The 14,458-nt window shown below is 64.8% G+C and carries 15 protein-coding genes; 7 read left to right on the top strand and 8 right to left on the bottom strand.

Annotated features, from left to right (window positions below; translation table 11 throughout):
* Positions 1-13: 13 nt before the first annotated feature.
* Together E3T39_RS07560 and E3T39_RS07555 are read left to right on the top strand one after the other, a co-directional pair.
* The gene (locus tag E3T39_RS07560; protein WP_241979583.1) at positions 14-874 is read left to right on the top strand and encodes a 3-methyladenine DNA glycosylase; all 861 of its coding nucleotides are present in this window, start codon (positions 14-16) and stop codon (positions 872-874) included.
* A gap of 245 nt (positions 875-1,119) precedes the next feature.
* Positions 1,120-1,680 (top strand): hypothetical protein, encoded by a 561-nt coding sequence (locus tag E3T39_RS07555; protein WP_134514103.1) that lies wholly within the window; start codon positions 1,120-1,122, stop codon positions 1,678-1,680.
* A gap of 55 nt (positions 1,681-1,735) precedes the next feature.
* Here E3T39_RS07555 and E3T39_RS07550 read toward each other — a convergent pair whose 3' ends face one another.
* Positions 1,736-2,149 carry an ankyrin repeat domain-containing protein gene (locus E3T39_RS07550; RefSeq protein ID WP_198416105.1) on the bottom strand — a complete coding sequence of 138 codons (414 nt, stop codon included), beginning with the start codon at positions 2,147-2,149 and terminating at the stop codon, positions 1,736-1,738.
* Between the two features lie 234 nt (positions 2,150-2,383).
* Positions 2,384-3,193, bottom strand: coding sequence for an aggregation-promoting factor C-terminal-like domain-containing protein (locus E3T39_RS07545; RefSeq protein ID WP_134514102.1), 810 nt, complete (start codon positions 3,191-3,193; stop codon positions 2,384-2,386).
* Between the two features lie 313 nt (positions 3,194-3,506).
* On the opposite strand from E3T39_RS07545, the gene E3T39_RS07540 reads away from it, so the two are divergent.
* Positions 3,507-4,283: an alpha/beta fold hydrolase gene (locus E3T39_RS07540; RefSeq protein WP_134514101.1), complete on the top strand. Its 777-nt coding sequence runs from the start codon at positions 3,507-3,509 to the stop codon at positions 4,281-4,283.
* A 3-nt stretch (positions 4,284-4,286) separates the two neighbouring features.
* Here the strand turns inward: E3T39_RS07540 and E3T39_RS07535 are convergent, their stop codons facing one another.
* Positions 4,287-4,718, bottom strand: a complete 432-nt coding sequence (locus tag E3T39_RS07535; RefSeq protein WP_134514100.1) for a VOC family protein — start codon at positions 4,716-4,718, stop codon at positions 4,287-4,289.
* A gap of 247 nt (positions 4,719-4,965) precedes the next feature.
* Here E3T39_RS07535 and E3T39_RS07530 point away from each other — a divergent pair, with 247 nt between their 5' ends.
* Positions 4,966-6,831, top strand: a complete 1,866-nt coding sequence (locus E3T39_RS07530) for a DEAD/DEAH box helicase (RefSeq protein ID WP_134514099.1) — start codon at positions 4,966-4,968, stop codon at positions 6,829-6,831.
* A 64-nt stretch (positions 6,832-6,895) separates the two neighbouring features.
* On the opposite strand, the gene E3T39_RS07525 is transcribed toward E3T39_RS07530, so the two are convergent.
* Together E3T39_RS07525 and E3T39_RS07520 are read right to left on the bottom strand one after the other, a co-directional pair.
* Complete coding sequence (locus E3T39_RS07525) at positions 6,896-7,927, bottom strand: NADPH:quinone reductase (RefSeq protein ID WP_134514098.1); 1,032 nt, start codon at positions 7,925-7,927, stop codon at positions 6,896-6,898.
* Positions 7,928-8,026: 99 nt separating this feature from the next.
* Positions 8,027-8,656: a DnaJ family domain-containing protein gene (locus E3T39_RS07520; RefSeq protein ID WP_241979582.1), complete on the bottom strand. Its 630-nt coding sequence runs from the start codon at positions 8,654-8,656 to the stop codon at positions 8,027-8,029.
* A gap of 190 nt (positions 8,657-8,846) precedes the next feature.
* Here E3T39_RS07520 and E3T39_RS07515 point away from each other — a divergent pair, with 190 nt between their 5' ends.
* The gene (locus E3T39_RS07515; RefSeq protein WP_134514097.1) at positions 8,847-9,485 is read left to right on the top strand and encodes a hypothetical protein; all 639 of its coding nucleotides are present in this window, start codon (positions 8,847-8,849) and stop codon (positions 9,483-9,485) included.
* Here E3T39_RS07515 and E3T39_RS07510 read toward each other — a convergent pair.
* A complete protein-coding gene (locus tag E3T39_RS07510) occupies positions 9,482-10,492 on the bottom strand; it encodes an EamA family transporter (RefSeq protein WP_134514096.1) in 1,011 nt (336 codons plus the stop codon). The two genes, E3T39_RS07515 and E3T39_RS07510, sit on opposite strands and share 4 nt — an antisense overlap.
* A gap of 85 nt (positions 10,493-10,577) precedes the next feature.
* Here E3T39_RS07510 and E3T39_RS07505 point away from each other — a divergent pair, with 85 nt between their 5' ends.
* Positions 10,578-11,138, top strand: coding sequence for a CGNR zinc finger domain-containing protein (locus tag E3T39_RS07505; RefSeq protein WP_174845103.1), 561 nt, complete (start codon positions 10,578-10,580; stop codon positions 11,136-11,138).
* Here the strand turns inward: E3T39_RS07505 and E3T39_RS07500 are convergent.
* Positions 11,128-12,108: an NAD(P)-dependent alcohol dehydrogenase gene (locus tag E3T39_RS07500; protein WP_134514095.1), complete on the bottom strand. Its 981-nt coding sequence runs from the start codon at positions 12,106-12,108 to the stop codon at positions 11,128-11,130. The genes E3T39_RS07505 and E3T39_RS07500 overlap by 11 nt on opposite strands.
* A gap of 170 nt (positions 12,109-12,278) precedes the next feature.
* Between E3T39_RS07500 and E3T39_RS07495 the strand changes: the two genes are divergently transcribed.
* Entirely contained in the window at positions 12,279-13,166 is an 888-nt protein-coding gene (locus E3T39_RS07495) for a 1,4-dihydroxy-2-naphthoyl-CoA synthase (RefSeq protein WP_134514094.1), read from the top strand.
* Between the two features lie 82 nt (positions 13,167-13,248).
* Here the strand turns inward: E3T39_RS07495 and E3T39_RS07490 are convergent, their stop codons facing one another.
* Positions 13,249-14,229 carry a squalene cyclase gene (locus E3T39_RS07490; protein ID WP_134514093.1) on the bottom strand — a complete coding sequence of 327 codons (981 nt, stop codon included), beginning with the start codon at positions 14,227-14,229 and terminating at the stop codon, positions 13,249-13,251.
* Positions 14,230-14,458 lie beyond the last annotated feature (229 nt).

Genomic DNA, 14,458 nt, shown 5'->3' with positions numbered 1-14,458 from the left:
GTAAGGTCGATGGGTGCAACTTACAGACCTGACCCGGGTGCTCGAGACCGCCGACTGGCGGAGCCTCGAGCAAGCCCATGAGGAACGCGCTGATGCGTTCACTCTCGGTCGCCGCGAGCGCGCGGCAATCGGCCAGGTGCATCCGGTCGACGATTTTCTGTTCACGTACTACCCGTTTCGTCCCGGCCTATTGCGCCGCTGGCATCCCGGCGCCGGCGTGCTCCTGCAGGGTGCCGCCGGCCAGCCCCGCGCGAGTTGGAAGTGGTACCGCAGCGAGGGCGGCGCCAGTCAAGTGGATGCTGCCGCCTTCTGCGAGAAGAATGAGCGCGTCCTGCGCTTCATCAGAACACTCCTCGCCGCGACCCGCCAGCGGCCGGCGCACTTTGGCTGTTTCGGATTGCACGAGTGGGCGATGGTCTACCGGCAGGGCGAGCACCGGCATGTCGCACCGCTCCGACTGGGCCAGGCTGACACCGACGCTGTCGTCGACGGAAATCGCATCGGCTGCAGCCATTTCGACGCGTTTCGGTTCTTCACCCCGGCAGCACTGCCCCTCAACCAATTGCAACCCTCCCGCGAGAACCAACCGATGATGGAACAGCCGGGGTGCCTGCACGCCGGAATGGACATCTACAAGTGGGTGATCAAGCTCGGCCCGCTGGTTCCCGGCGAGGTTTTGCTCGACTCTTTCGAGCTCGCGCGAGACATTCGCCAGCTTGATATGGAGGCCTCCCCCTACGACCTCGCCGAATGGGGCTACGAACCGGTCGAGGTTGAGACTGCCGGGGGCAAGGCTGAGTACGTGCGTCGCCAACGCGGCTTCACCGAGCGCAGCAACGCGCTGCGTGACCGCGTGCTGGGCCTTCTCGTCTAGAGCAGCTCCGTCGATTGCCATCGAGCACCGGTTGCCAGTCCTTTCTCAGGTTGTGCCGCCGCGGCGAGCGGATGCCCCTCGTTGCGGCGATCTCAAGGTGTTGCCACGAGCGTGACGCTCGCCCAAACTGTCCGACGGCACCCATTTGGGGCACGGGGACCAAACCACAACGGTCCCGGCTCCGGACCACCTGTGCGGCCCGAGAACACAACGAGGCCGGAACAGAACAACGAATAGGAGCTCCCATGAACACGACTACGAAGCACACGAACGTTCGCAAGATCACCGCCCTGGGAATCACCGGCGCCGCAGCATCCGCTCTCATCATTGGTGGTTTCGTCGCCCCCGCGCAGGCGTTTGACGGCGACAGCACCAGCACGACGACGAGCACGAGCACCGACAGCTCGTCCGAGCAGAACCGCCTCGACGTTATCGGCGACCTGTTCAACCTTTCCGGCAACGACTCGACCGGTAACGGCGTGCTCGGCAACGACACCTCAGTAGGCGGCGTCGGCAACGGCGGAATCCTCAACGGCGGCGTCGTCAATGATTCCCTCAACAGTGACATCGGTGATGTCGCGTCGGGCAACGAGGTCGGCAACGACGCATCCGTCGGCAGCGGCAACGACGTTGTCGCTCCGATCGAGGCACCCGTCACCGCCCCGATTGACGCCCCAGTGGACGCCCCGGTTGACGCCGGTAACGGCACCGATGTCGGCGGCGTCGACATTGAAAACATCGACGGCTCGGTCGACTCGATCGTCAACGATGTTCTCGGCGACCTCGGACTCGGCCTCGGACGCTAACGCATTCGACTAGAAGTGAGGGCGCCTCCCATTCGGGGGGCGCCCTTTTCTGGTTTCAGCCGCGCGGGTGCGACTCGATGATCTCGCGCATGCGCGGCAGGCCGAACTGGTCGGCGATGGCCACGCCGCTGTGCGTGCCGAGGTCAGGGTCGGCATCCGCTTCGAGGAGCAACCGCAGAACCGGCTCATTGTCGCGAAAAACCGCGCACGAGATGGCGGTCTGCCCCATGGCATTGACCGCGGATGTTTCCGCCCCGCGCCGAAGCAGCTCAGCGACGGTCTCGGCGTGCTGCTGGTACGCTGCGACGATCAACAGTGTGTCGCCGCGCGGGTTGACCACGTTGAGGGGCACTCCGGCGTCGATCATCTCGCCCAGCGGACCGGTCAAGCCGTCGCGGGCGAGGTCGAAAACGCCCTCGATGACCTGCGAGCTGATAGCTCCGCCGGGTATTTGCGTGTTCTCGTTCACTGATACTCCCACTCGACAGACGAACGCCCAGCGTATCCGTTTCGGCCCGGCGAGCGACGTGAACGTTACGATTTGGGTGCCGGAGCGGCTTGAACTGGTGGCGCAATTCGGCCAGGGCACCGTTTTGCAGAAGGGCGAGGGCGAGTTGAGCGCGCCGGCGTGGATCGCCTAATCTCTACCTGACCAGAACGTGGCGCATCGGGAACCGCCTGGCTACGACGTACCGCTCCCGCTCTAGTACCAGCCCGACGCTTCCGACTTGTCCCAGGCATCACAGGGTGTGCTGTACCGGCTCGCAATGTAGCCCAGGCCCCAGGTGATCTGGGTGGCGGGGTTGGTCTGCCAATCGGCTCCGGCCGAGGCCATCTTGTTGCCGGGCAGTGCCTGAGGAATACCTGTGGCACCACTGGAGGAATTGTAGGCATTTACGTTCCAGCCGGATTCTTTGTCCCACAGGCTCACGAGGCAACCGAACTGATCTTCACCCCAACCGTACTGGCTGGCCATGAGTTGATGGGCGATCTGCTGCGCCGCGCTGGGGTCAGCTGGAGCGGACGGGCGGGCCTGTGCCTCCGGGACGGCTGCTGCAGCTTCGTCCTCGGCGGCAGCGGCCTCAGCAGCGGCCTCAGCATCGGCCTCGGCAAGCGCTGCCTGCTCGGCGGTGACGCGATCGATCTCGGTCGTGGAAGCGTGCACATTCGCGGTTTCGGTTGTCGTTTCGTCGACGAGTTCGAAAATCCGTTCCGGAGCAAGAAGGGTGACGTGGGAGAGCGCTGCAACGGATTCCGACAGGCCGGTGGCATCCGTTTTGCCCTGCGCTGCAGCGATTACGACGCTGGCACCTGTCACGGCAGTTTCTGAGGCGTGTTCGGCACGGTCTCGCAAGCGTCCCGCATTTAGTTCCAACTGTTCGGCATGGCCAGCACCGCTGGCGACCAGCGCCGTCATGACGGCTGTGCGCTCGTTCTGGTCTGCGACAGCGGACTGCACCGCGAAGCCGGTGCCGACGACCGCGGTGATGGCAATGGCGGCGCCGGCTGCCATCAAGCGGCTCCGCTTCCGGCGACGACGGGCAGTCTGAAGGCGTCTGCCGTCGGTCTCAAGGGATGTGGTGGGCGTGGTTGAAGAAGAAATAGGCCTGGCTTTCAGAGGACGAATCGCTGGCGGTCGCACTGGCGGTTCTGGATCGATACTCCACGGGCGGCGTCGCGGGCGAAGTTCCCAGTATGCACGGCTTTCCTGAAAACTTCCTCACTTTTGCTATACCGGTCGCTAGCGCAGCCGTCGCCGTACCAAGATCCAGTGCTGGCGAGGCCGGTGGCCGCCTGCCGCGCAGCATCCGTGGTGAGATAGGGGGATGTTGCACCGAAACATCCCCGAGCACAGTTTTGTTCCGTCCGTCGACGGCGTGCAGTTGGCCACCTACGAGCTCGGCGACCCGGAGCATCCGACCGTGTTCGTGGTGCACGGCTTCGCCTCAAGCGCCATCGCGAACTGGCACGCCACCGGCTGGACCCGCGATCTGACCCGGGCCGGTTTTCACGTCATCGGCATCGACCAGCGCGGCCACGGCGCCAGTGACAAACCGCACTCCCCCGACGCTTACACGATGGAATTACTCGTCGCCGACGTTGAGGCAGTGCTCGATGCCTACCTGCTCACCGAGGTGCGTTACGTGGGCTACTCGCTCGGTGCCCGGGTGGGCTGGCAGGCTACCCGCGACTTCGGCGGCCGCATCACGCAGGCGGTGCTCGGAGGGATTCCCGACGGTGATCCGCTCAAAAGATTTCAAATAGCGGATGCCCGCGCCCACCTCGAACACGGCACCGAACTCACCGATCGCCTCACGGGCACCTATCTCACGATGGCGAAGGCTCTACCGGGCAACGATCTGGCGGCACTCGTCGCCCTGGTCGAAGGTATGCGCGGCGGCCCGCAGCCCGGCGCCGCAAACGCACCCACTCAGCCGGTGCTGTTTGCCACCGGCAGCGAGGACAGCATTCTCGACGCCTCCCGGGTCTTGGCCGAGGCCACGCCCAACGGCAGCTTTTTCGAGATTCCCGGCCGCAATCACTTCAATGCGCCCACATCGCGGGCGTTCCGCGAGGCGGCGATTGGCTTCTTGAAGGCTTAGGCCTCAGCCAAGCGATACCGTTCCGTCGTCGTCTACGTGCCAGCCGGGGTTGTGAGCGATCTCCCAGATGACGCCATTTGGGTCGGCGACGTGCCCGTGAAAGATGCCGCCGAAGGCGCCGTCCTGGGCGGGTTTGAGCACGGTACCGCCGGCTGCGGCCATCGCGGCGATCGTGCTGGTGACCTCGTCACGGCTTTGGAGATTGTGCGACAGGGTGATGCCGGTCGCACCGCCGCTCGTGTGTTCGCGCTGCAGGTCTTCGTCGAACTTCGCAGCGTCGAACAGGCCGAGCATCAGGCCGGGCCCAACCTGAAAGAAGACGATCTCGCCGGGTACGTCCACCAGCGGAGTCCAGCCGAGGCCGTCGCGATAGAACGTGCGCACTGCCTCGAGGTCGTTTGTGGCCAGGGTAATGAAGTTCACGCGCTGTTCCATTAGACGAGTGTTGCAGCCCGGCCTGAGCATGCGGTCAGCTGTCTGCATGGCTCTCGTGGCACGGGTTTGAGAAGTTGGCACTGGTTTAAACAGGGGCGAACTTCTCAAACACGTGCCGCCAGCGGGGGCGGACGCGTGGCCGGCCAGCGCAGGACATAAGCGGATGCCGCGGCCGCGGGCATCCGCTTTTCAAGTTGCCAGACGTGCCTTAACGCGGGGGGCGAACTCTTCGACTACCGTTGATACTATGACCGCCCCAGACACTACAACGCAGAACGAGGCAGATTCTGCCTCCATAACGAAGACCTTTGCCGACCTTGGACTCAATGACGCCATGCTTAAGGCGCTCAAAGTCGTCGGCTACGAGACCCCCTCGGCTATTCAGGCCGCCACTATTCCCCCGCTGTTGGAGGGTCGCGACGTTGTCGGACTCGCCCAGACCGGTACCGGCAAGACGGCTGCGTTCGCGCTGCCCATTCTGAACCGACTCGACCTAGCGCAGAAGAACCCGCAGGCCCTCGTGCTCGCGCCCACCCGCGAGCTCGCGCTGCAGGTGTGTGAGGCGTTCGAGAAGTACGCCGCCCATATGCGAGGCGTGCACGTGCTGCCCGTTTACGGCGGACAGGGCTACGGCCAGCAGCTGTCGGCCCTGCGTCGCGGAGTGCACATCGTCGTGGGTACTCCGGGTCGAATCATGGACCACCTCGCCAAGGGCACCCTCGACCTCTCTGAGCTGAAGTTCCTGGTGCTCGATGAGGCCGATGAGATGCTGAACATGGGATTCGTTGAGGACATCGAGACCATTCTCGCCGATACCCCCGACGACAAGCAGGTGGCTCTGTTCTCGGCCACCATGCCGGCGCAGATTCGTCGTATTTCCAAAAAGTACCTGCACGACCCGGAAGAGATCACGGTCAAGAGCAAGACCACGACCAGCGCGAACACGACCCAGCGCTACCTGATGGTGTCGTACCCGCAGAAGCTCGACGCACTCACCCGCATTCTTGAGGTCGAGAACTTCGAGGGCATGATCATTTTCGCCCGCACCAAGAACGAGACCGAAATCCTTGCCGAAAAGCTGCGTGCGCGCGGTTATTCGGCCATGGCGATCAACGGCGACGTGCAGCAGGTACAACGCGAACGCACGATTAATCAGCTCAAGAGTGGCAAGCTCGACATTCTGGTCGCAACGGATGTCGCCGCTCGCGGCCTCGACGTGGAGCGCATCAGCCACGTCGTTAACTACGACATTCCGATCGACACCGAGTCGTATGTGCACCGCATCGGCCGCACCGGCCGCGCCGGCCGTTCGGGCGCAGCGATCAGCTTCGTCACGCCGCGCGAACGCCGTCTGCTCTCCGCGATCGAGAAGGCGACCCGCCAGCCGCTCACCCAGATGCAGTTGCCGAGCGTCGAGGACGTCAATGTGACGCGCCTCACCCGCTTCGACGACGCCATCACGGCGGCACTCGACGAGACCGACCGCATCAGCAAGTTCCGCGACATCATCGCGCACTACGTATCCCACCACGATGTGCCCGAGGTCGATGTGGCCGCGGCCCTTGCCGTTGTCGGGCAGGGCGAAACTCCGCTGCTGCTCTCGGCCGAGGATGTTCGCGCCCAGCAGCGCCTCGAGCGCGACGAACGGGTTGAACGCTCCGAGCAGCGCGGCGACCGCCCCGAACGCGGCGGACGTTCGGACCGCCCCGACCGCTTCAATCGGGACGAGCGAAGCAGCCGCGACGACCGCGGCAGCTACAGCGCCCGCGACGACCGGCCGGTGCGAAGCGAACGCCCGGTACGTTCGAGCGGTAAGCCGATGGCTCAGTACCGCATCGAGGTCGGCAAGCGTCACAAGGTCGAGCCGCGTCAGATCGTCGGCGCCCTCGCCAACGAGGGCGGGCTGAGCCGCGACGACTTCGGGCACATCAAGATTCTGCCGGAGTTCTCGCTGGTCGAGTTGCCCGCTGACCTGTCGAACGACGTGTTCTCCAAGCTGGAGAACACCCGCATCAGCGGCAAGCTCATCGAGCTGCGTGCCGACAAGGGCGGCGCCTCGCGTTCCGCCGAGCAGGGTGATCGCCCGCCGCGCGCTCCGCGCCGCGAGTACTAAAGCCTGTAGCAGTCAAACACCCTCGTCGCTCGCGACGAGGGTGTTTGTGCATTCAGGCAAGTATTCAGCCCGCGGAGACGTCGATCAGCACCTTGCCGGTGACTCCGCTTTCGACGAGAGCATGGGCATCCGCTGTGTGGGCGAGGTCGAAGCGGTGCAGCGGCAGACCCGCATCCGCTCCGATCGGCAGCGCGCCGTCAAGGAGTGCCTCATTGATCGCGGCGGCCGCCTGCTGCACGACCTCTATGCCGACGGTGTATAGCAGTAGGAACTGGTACCGCACGTTGAGGCTGAAGTGCTTACGCACGTCGAGGGTCATCTGGTCGCCGCCGTTGTTGGCGTAGACCGCGATGGATCCGCGATTGCGAATGACCTCGAGGTCGAGTTCGGAGTTCTGGGCGGGAGCCACCTCGACGATGAGGTCGACGCCATCGGGCGCAATGCTTCGGATTTCGGCTGCCACATCGGAGTCGGTGTAGGTGAGCACGTGGTGTGCCCCGGTAGCTGTCGCGAGGGTCGCCTTAACTGGCCCACTCACGGTCGTGATCACGGTGGCGCCCGCCCAGCGGGCGAGCTGGATGGCGGCGTGGCCGACGGCTCCGGCGCCTCCCGCGACGAGCACAATCTTGCCGTCGAGCGCCCCGGGATGCAGACGCGTTGGCCCATCTTCGGCCACTGTGAGGGCCCGGTAGGCGGTGATGGCCGGCACGCCGAGGCTGGCTCCCTGATCGAAAGTGGCCGGGGCGGGCAGCAAAAAGACGCGTTCGGCCGGAAGCACCGCGTACTCCTGGGCAGTTCCGCCATTCGCCCGCTGGTAGGCGGCGAGGGCGAGCCAGACGCGATCGCCGACGGCCACATTCGACACACCGGGGCCGACGGCATCGACGAAGCCCGCGCCGTCCTGGTTCGGGACTACGTCGGTGAAAGCCAGCGCCTCGCCCGATTTGGTGCCACGGCGCGACTTCCAGTCGGTGGGGTTGACCGCGCTCACCGCGATCCGAACGCGCACCTCTCCCGAACCGGGTTCGCTCACCGGTCGATCAACAAGGTGGAGCACGGACGGGTCACCGGTTTCGCTGTACACAATGGTCTTCATAGGAGACCTAACGTTCGGGGCGCCGGAATGTTCCCTCACCCAGCGGCGCGCTCGAAGGTGGCCTCTAGACACTACCTACGGTTGAGGCGACTCCCGCGGTCACTGGGAGCGGGCGCGGCGGCGTTCCCGCCAGGTCATGGCGGCGAGCGCCGCGGCCTCACTCTCGCGTTGTTGCCTGGCGGCCTCGCTGCGCGCGGCGCGGCGCTCCCGCCAGAGTGCGAGCTGTTCCGCCACATCGCGGGTGGGGGTGACCACGGGCGGCCCGCCCTGCAACTGTCGGCGTGCCGCGACCACTCGGCTGTTGAAATCTCTGAGAATCTCGGTCACTGCAACCTCAGACTGCACGCTGTCCAGCCGGGCGTCGAGCTCGGCGTTCTCGGTGCGCAGGGTGAGGGCCGGCGGCCCGAGCCCGGTGATCTTCTCGCTTTCGATCTTCTGGCGAATCCACCAGTCCGGGTCATACGCACGGTCGAGGTTCGCCAGCGGCTTGCCGGCGCCGGGCAGGTTGTCGAAGTCGCCACGACGAATGGCCTGCTGAATGGCCATTTCCACATACTGGGCTCGGGCTTCCATCATGGATTGCCCGGCGGTGTTTTGCTCGGGGTCGTTCACTTCTGTCGCAGCGGAGTCTGCCTGATCGGGCGGCAGCATCCGCTTGAGTTGGTATCGGGCCACGTTGAGTCGGGCGTCGCTGGGTTGCGCGTCGCTGGGGTCCTTCTTGCCGGTCATGGCTGCCAGCCTAGATCGCCCAGACCCAAAATTTCGCGCAGATTTCTATCTCGCAGCGTAACGATTCGCCATGAACTTTCGGGGCGCTGCAGCCAAGCTGGCGGCTCGCCGGGTTGGGTCGGGTGGGGCCGACCTCGTCTGACACCAGCCACACCGTGAGGCAAAGCAGGGCGACTGATATGTTACGACGATGAGCGAAACCAGCGCGCCGAGCCCAGCGATGCTTCCCTCCGGCTGGCTGCGACTCGACCGGGCGGGCTGGTGGGGCACCTTCGCCGTTACCCCGCTGAATGGCATTCTTCTGGGCATCCTGCCGATTAACCTGGGATCCACGTTCGCTCGAAGTTTCGATATTTCGATCTGGTGGGGATTCCTGCTCTCCCTCGGAGCTGTCGTGCCGGTGTTCTTGGTGCTCTACCTCGTGCAGCGGCTGCGCTACCCGCAGGCGTGGGTGAACTTCGACACGGACGAACTGCGGGCCGGGCGCCGAGTCGTGCCGCTGGCTGACATCATTTGGGCCCGCCTCGATATGTTCGACCGTCAGCGCGCCCACACGCGTATGCTCACGCTGCGGTTCGGGGCGGAGGGCGGGCCGCGGGCATCCGTTCGCCTACGCGGTCGCACGGGACAGACACTCCCCGCCGCGGTGACCGACGTCGTTGCGGAGATCATTCGCCGTTCGTCGATCGCCGTGCCGCAGACGCCCAACGACCCCACCGGGCGCTTCGCCCGCTACAACTTTCCCGGCTCGCTGAGCCGGGCTGACACCCTCGAGGTCGTTCTGAACCCGCCGACAATCGACGATCCGCCCCCGGTCCTGATCGCCTAAGCGGATGCCACAGCCGTCGCCTCATCGGTGGCGGCGACCTCGCCGTCACTGTGGGTGTGCGGCAATTCCGGCTCGTCCGGCGGCAGCGTCTCGGCGGCCAGCTCGACGCGTTCCTCCCCCACAGCGGCGATGCCACCCAGGATAAGCAGCCCACCGAGCAGCTGCAGCGGCGTCAGCACTTCGCCCAGCAGCAGCCAGGCGAAGAGCGACGCGAAGATGACCTCCAGCAGGCCCACGAAGGATGCGAGCCTCGACCCGAGAATTCCCGCCGCCGTAATGCCCGCAACGTACGCGATCGCGGTGCTGATGACGGAGAGCGCGAGCAGCGGCACCCACCAGTCCACAACCGTGCCGAGCAGGGACAAGTCACGAAGCGATGCGGTGAAGGGGAGCAATCCGGTCAGGCCGAGCAAGCCCAGCACACCTCCCCCGACCAGCAGCCCGAAGGCCGCCAGCGCGATCGGAGGCAAGCCCTGGGCAGGGCGCGCGGCCACGACGAAGAACACCGCGCAGGCGATGGCTGCGCCGAAGGCGAACAGCACCCCCATCGGGTCCACGGCCCGAATGGCGCCGGGCCCGATCACGAGCACCAGCCCGCCGACGGCGAGAGCCGAGCCGAGCAGCACCGTGCGGCGCGGCATCCGTTTAGTCGTCACCCAGACGAAGCCGACCAGGAGCAGCGGAGCGAGAAACTCAATCAGCAGCGCGGTCGAGACTGGAATAGTCTGCAGCGCGGCAAAATAGGCCAGTTGCGTAGACGCGACACCGACGATGCCCATTCCGAGCACCCGCCAGCGGCCCAGCCACAGGGCGGCCCAACGCCCGCGCAACGAATACAGCGCGAGCGGCAGCAATACGAGCCCGGCGGTCAACGCGCGGGCGGTTACGGCGGCCGACGGTGACCAGCCAGCCTCGAGCATCGGCTTAACCAGCGCGCCGGAGGTTCCGAACGAGATGGCAGCAATGGCGGCAACAATCACGCCTCCCGGTAGGGACGAGATCCTCATGCTGCTCCTTCAGACGACGTCGGCCTGTCAGAGTCTAAACTGGCCTATACCACTGACAGTAGAACTGAAGAGTGAAGGAGTCAACTTGCATTTTGCCCCTGACACCGAGGAAGCGCTCGAATTTGTGGTGATGCTCGGCTCCACTGACCCCGGGGCCTCCCGAAGCGGCCGCGACGAACTCGAAACGCTCGCCGACCTCGCCGCCATGCTCGCCCCCATTCCGTTCACCGGTCGCATTGACGGGGATAATGCCGAACTGCTCGACGTGCGACAGACCCGCGCCCTGCTCCGCCGGGTGTGGACTCTCGACCGCGACGACGCCGTCACGGAGATCAACCGTATGCTGCGCGAGGCCAGGGCGCTCCCCCAACTCGCCCGCCATGACGTCTCGGACTGGCACCTGCACGCGACCGTGCCCGAGGCTCCGCTCGGAGAACGCATGCGCGTCGAGGCAGCGCTGGCGCTGATCGACGTCATTCGCGGCGACGCGATGGGTCGCCTGCGAATCTGCGAGGCGGATGCCTGCACCGGGCTGGTTCTCGACCTCTCCCGCAACGGGTCCAAGCGCTTCTGCAGTGTGCGCTGCGGCAACCGCATGAACATGATCGCCTTCCGTGAGCGCCAGTCCACCGGCTCTACTCCATAACTGCCTCGTCGCGCACGCGAATAACGACGTTGCCGATCTTCTGCCCCGTCGCGACATACGCGTAGGCCTCGCGAATCTCCTCAAGCGGATAGGTCCGGTCGATTACCGGCCGAAACTCGCCCGATGCGACCAGACCCTGCAGGAACAATGCATCCTTGCGGGTGTCCTTGGGAATCGGAAACAATACGCGCCTCCTCCTCAATACCGGCGTGGTTAACGCCAGGATCAGATTTTGCCATAGGGTTCCGAGCTCGGACGAGATGTAGATTCCGTCGGGAACCAGCAGCCGACGACAGCGTCCGAAAGAACTCTTACCGACCGCGTCGAGCACCACATCAAACTGGTCTTCGAGCGCGGTGAAGTCCTCGCGCGTGTAGTCCACCACCCGCTCGGCCCCGAGCGATTGCACCATGGAGAGGTGCGCGGTGGCGCAGACCGCTGTGACGCGAGCGCCGAGGTTCACGAGCAGTTGCACTGCAGCTGATCCGATCCCACCCGTGCCGCCGTTGACCAACACATTCTGTCCGGCGGTGACCCGTGCCGCGCGAAGCATGGTGATCGCGTAGTGGGCGCCCTCCAAAATCGGTGACGCCTCTACGTAAGAAACGCCTACCGGAATCTCGGCGACCAGTCCCATCTCGGCGACGGTCAGATAGCCAGCGTGACCACCAAATTTCACCCCGCTGTAGCCGAACACCCGTTGGCCGACCGTAAACGTACTGACGTCGGCGCCGACACCGGCGACCTCGCCGGCGAACTCGCAGCCGAGAACGGTCGCCCGAGGTGCCCGCATTCCGCTAAATAGCCGCACCACGAGTGGCTTGCCGCTCAGAAAGCCGCAGTCGGTGCGGTTGACCGTGCTGGCGAATACCCGCACAAGGAGTTCATCCGGCTGGGGTATCGGCTGCGGCGTATTCTCGACGTGCACGACGCTCGGTGGTCCGTAGTGGCGGTACACGGCAGCTTTCATGCCGCACAGCGTACCCTCGAACAGCCCGTCGCGACCGGTTGGCCTCGGGAGTTAGGGCCGCCGCAGTCAGCACCTACTTCACTTATTGCCTGTGCAATCCGTTTAGTTAGGCCGGAAGAGTTGTCAGCATGCCCGCTGTCCAGGCATTCGAGCACACCTAAGCTGAAACCATGACTCAGGTTTCCGAAATTTTTGATCCTTCACTGTGGAAGCCCGTCGACGGCTTCTCCGCGCTGCAAGACATCACCTACCACCACGACAATGCCGGGCGGGTCGCCCGCGTGGCATTCAACCGGCCAGAGGTGCGCAATGCGTTCCGCCCGCAGTCTGTCGATGAGCTCTACCGGGTGCTCGACGATGCCAGGCAGAACACACGAATCGGCGTGGTGCTGCTCACTGGTAACGGGCCGAGCCCCAAGGACGGAGGCTGGGCATTCTGCTCCGGTGGTGACCAGCGTATCCGCGGCCGCGACGGCTACCAGTACCGCGACGGGGTCGCGAGCACAGGGCGCCTGCACATTCTCGAGGTGCAGCGCCTCATTCGGTTCATGCCGAAGGTCGTCATCGCCGTCATCCCCGGCTGGGCGGCCGGCGGCGGACACTCCCTGCACGTGGTCTGCGACCTGTCGATCGCCAGCAAAGAACACGGCATGTTCAAGCAAACGGATGCTGACGTCGGCTCGTTCGACGGCGGCTACGGCAGCGCATACTTTGCCCAGCACGTCGGGCAGAAGTTCGCGAGAGAGGTCTTCTTTCTTGCGCGTCCGTACGACTCCCAGCGTGCCTACGAGATGGGCGCCGTGAACGCTGTGGTGCCCCATGCAGAGTTGGAGACGACCGCTCTGGACTGGGCAAACACCATCCTGACAAAATCGCCGACCGCGATCCGCATGCTGAAATTCTCGTTCAATGCCGTCGACGACGGAATGGTTGGCCAGCAGATCTTCGCTGGTGAGGCCACCCGCCTGGCCTACGGCACCGACGAGGCCGTCGAAGGAAAAGACGCATTCCTGGAACACCGCGAACCCGACTGGTCGCCTTTCCCCTGGCAGTTCTAGCTGGCAGCACCCAGAATCAGGCGCCCGCGCCCTGCGAGCTCCCTTCCATCGTTGCGAGAAGACGCACTGTGTCAAGGGGCACTTACGAGCCGGTGGCGCCGTCCCACCAGTCCAGCACACGGGTGCCGTAGAACGTGAGCCACTTCGAAGGTTCGTCGGCCGGCACATCCACTTCGAACCACACCCGCCCGGGGTGACGGCGCTCCTGCAGCCAGGTGCCGTCCGGTTGCCTGGCGGCACGGATCAGGTCCATCGCCTCGGCGAGTCGGGGGTCAGGCACGGTGCCGTCATGCAGGGCCGCAGCTCGAAAGTGATCCGCGGCGCTGAGCACGCTGTAGAACCAGCGAAACGGGTAGGCAAACCGCGTCGCCCACGGGGCAACCTGCTCACCGGTGGACAGCCGGTGTAGCAGTCCACGCTGCAGCAAATACTCCTCTCCCGCGTGGCGGGCGGCACGCAGCTCCTCGGTGCCGCCGATCGCCATTTCGTAATACAGCAACCCCTTCAAGGAATTTAGCGTCGAGTGATACGAGGATCGGGTCGAGCCCTCCACCCATTCGCAGTTCCAGCCTCCGTCGGGTTGACGGTGATCGACAAACCATTGGGCGTTGTCCGAGACGTCCACGCCGAGCCACGCGCCGTTGGCCAGCGTGAAGGCGTTAATGCAACAGTCGACTTCGCCGTCCCAGTACGGCAGTTCTTTGTACTCCCACCGACTATTGGCGGCGAGCAGCTCGGCTGTTCCAGCGAGCATTGCTGCATCGACGCCCAGCTCGCGCAGATCGACGAGCGCCCAGGTCGTCGCTGTGTACGGCTGCCCCGCATCGGCGGCTGCATCGGGGCCATCAAAATCAAAGTCTCCCGGAAAATACGCGCCGCCCGCCCACTGACCATCACTATCCTGCAGGGCCAGAAGTTGCGCCCCGAACCCCTCAGTGTTCACCCGGGTCCGGGTTGCCCGCCACACCTCCGCCGGTGCGCCGACGAGGTCACGCTCGACGCGCCAACGCAGAGCCGGGTCGGAGTCGAGCATCCAGTCGAGAAGTCTCGGTTCGATAGTCATTTTCAGTACGTTACCCGCGCCGTCACCACTCGGAAAGAGCTTGAACCAACTTCAGCGACGAACCAAGCCGACCGCCTCGAGCGGATGCCTAGCCGTGCGCGGGTTGCGCATCTCACACGGTCGTATATGATTTAGAACACGATAATAGAACGACTAGTTCTATTATCGAACACGTTGTTGGGCTGGCATTCGAGTCGCCGCGCCGAGAGATCACACCGAGAAACCACAC

It is taken from the genome of Cryobacterium suzukii, assembly GCF_004403185.1.
GTDB lineage: Bacteria > Actinomycetota > Actinomycetes > Actinomycetales > Microbacteriaceae > Cryobacterium > Cryobacterium suzukii.
This window is presented reverse-complemented; position numbering and strand designations above follow the sequence as displayed.

What these genes read in the sequence shown, in the direction of transcription:
- E3T39_RS07540 (WP_134514101.1), top strand. Translation starts at nt 3,507, where the DNA reads ATGTTGCACCGAAACATCCCCGAGCACAGTTTTGTTCCGTCCGTCGAC.
- E3T39_RS07545 (WP_134514102.1), bottom strand. Translation starts at nt 3,193, where the DNA reads ATGGCAGCCGGCGCCGCCATTGCCATCACCGCGGTCGTCGGCACCGGC.
- E3T39_RS07535 (WP_134514100.1), bottom strand. Translation starts at nt 4,718, where the DNA reads ATGGAACAGCGCGTGAACTTCATTACCCTGGCCACAAACGACCTCGAG.
- E3T39_RS07555 (WP_134514103.1), top strand. Translation starts at nt 1,120, where the DNA reads ATGAACACGACTACGAAGCACACGAACGTTCGCAAGATCACCGCCCTG.
- E3T39_RS07520 (WP_241979582.1), bottom strand. Translation starts at nt 8,656, where the DNA reads ATGACCGGCAAGAAGGACCCCAGCGACGCGCAACCCAGCGACGCCCGA.
- E3T39_RS07495 (WP_134514094.1), top strand. Translation starts at nt 12,279, where the DNA reads ATGACTCAGGTTTCCGAAATTTTTGATCCTTCACTGTGGAAGCCCGTC.
- E3T39_RS07525 (WP_134514098.1), bottom strand. Translation starts at nt 7,927, where the DNA reads ATGAAGACCATTGTGTACAGCGAAACCGGTGACCCGTCCGTGCTCCAC.
- E3T39_RS07515 (WP_134514097.1), top strand. Translation starts at nt 8,847, where the DNA reads ATGAGCGAAACCAGCGCGCCGAGCCCAGCGATGCTTCCCTCCGGCTGG.
- E3T39_RS07500 (WP_134514095.1), bottom strand. Translation starts at nt 12,108, where the DNA reads ATGAAAGCTGCCGTGTACCGCCACTACGGACCACCGAGCGTCGTGCAC.
- E3T39_RS07490 (WP_134514093.1), bottom strand. Translation starts at nt 14,229, where the DNA reads ATGACTATCGAACCGAGACTTCTCGACTGGATGCTCGACTCCGACCCG.
- E3T39_RS07510 (WP_134514096.1), bottom strand. Translation starts at nt 10,492, where the DNA reads ATGAGGATCTCGTCCCTACCGGGAGGCGTGATTGTTGCCGCCATTGCT.
- E3T39_RS07530 (WP_134514099.1), top strand. Translation starts at nt 4,966, where the DNA reads ATGACCGCCCCAGACACTACAACGCAGAACGAGGCAGATTCTGCCTCC.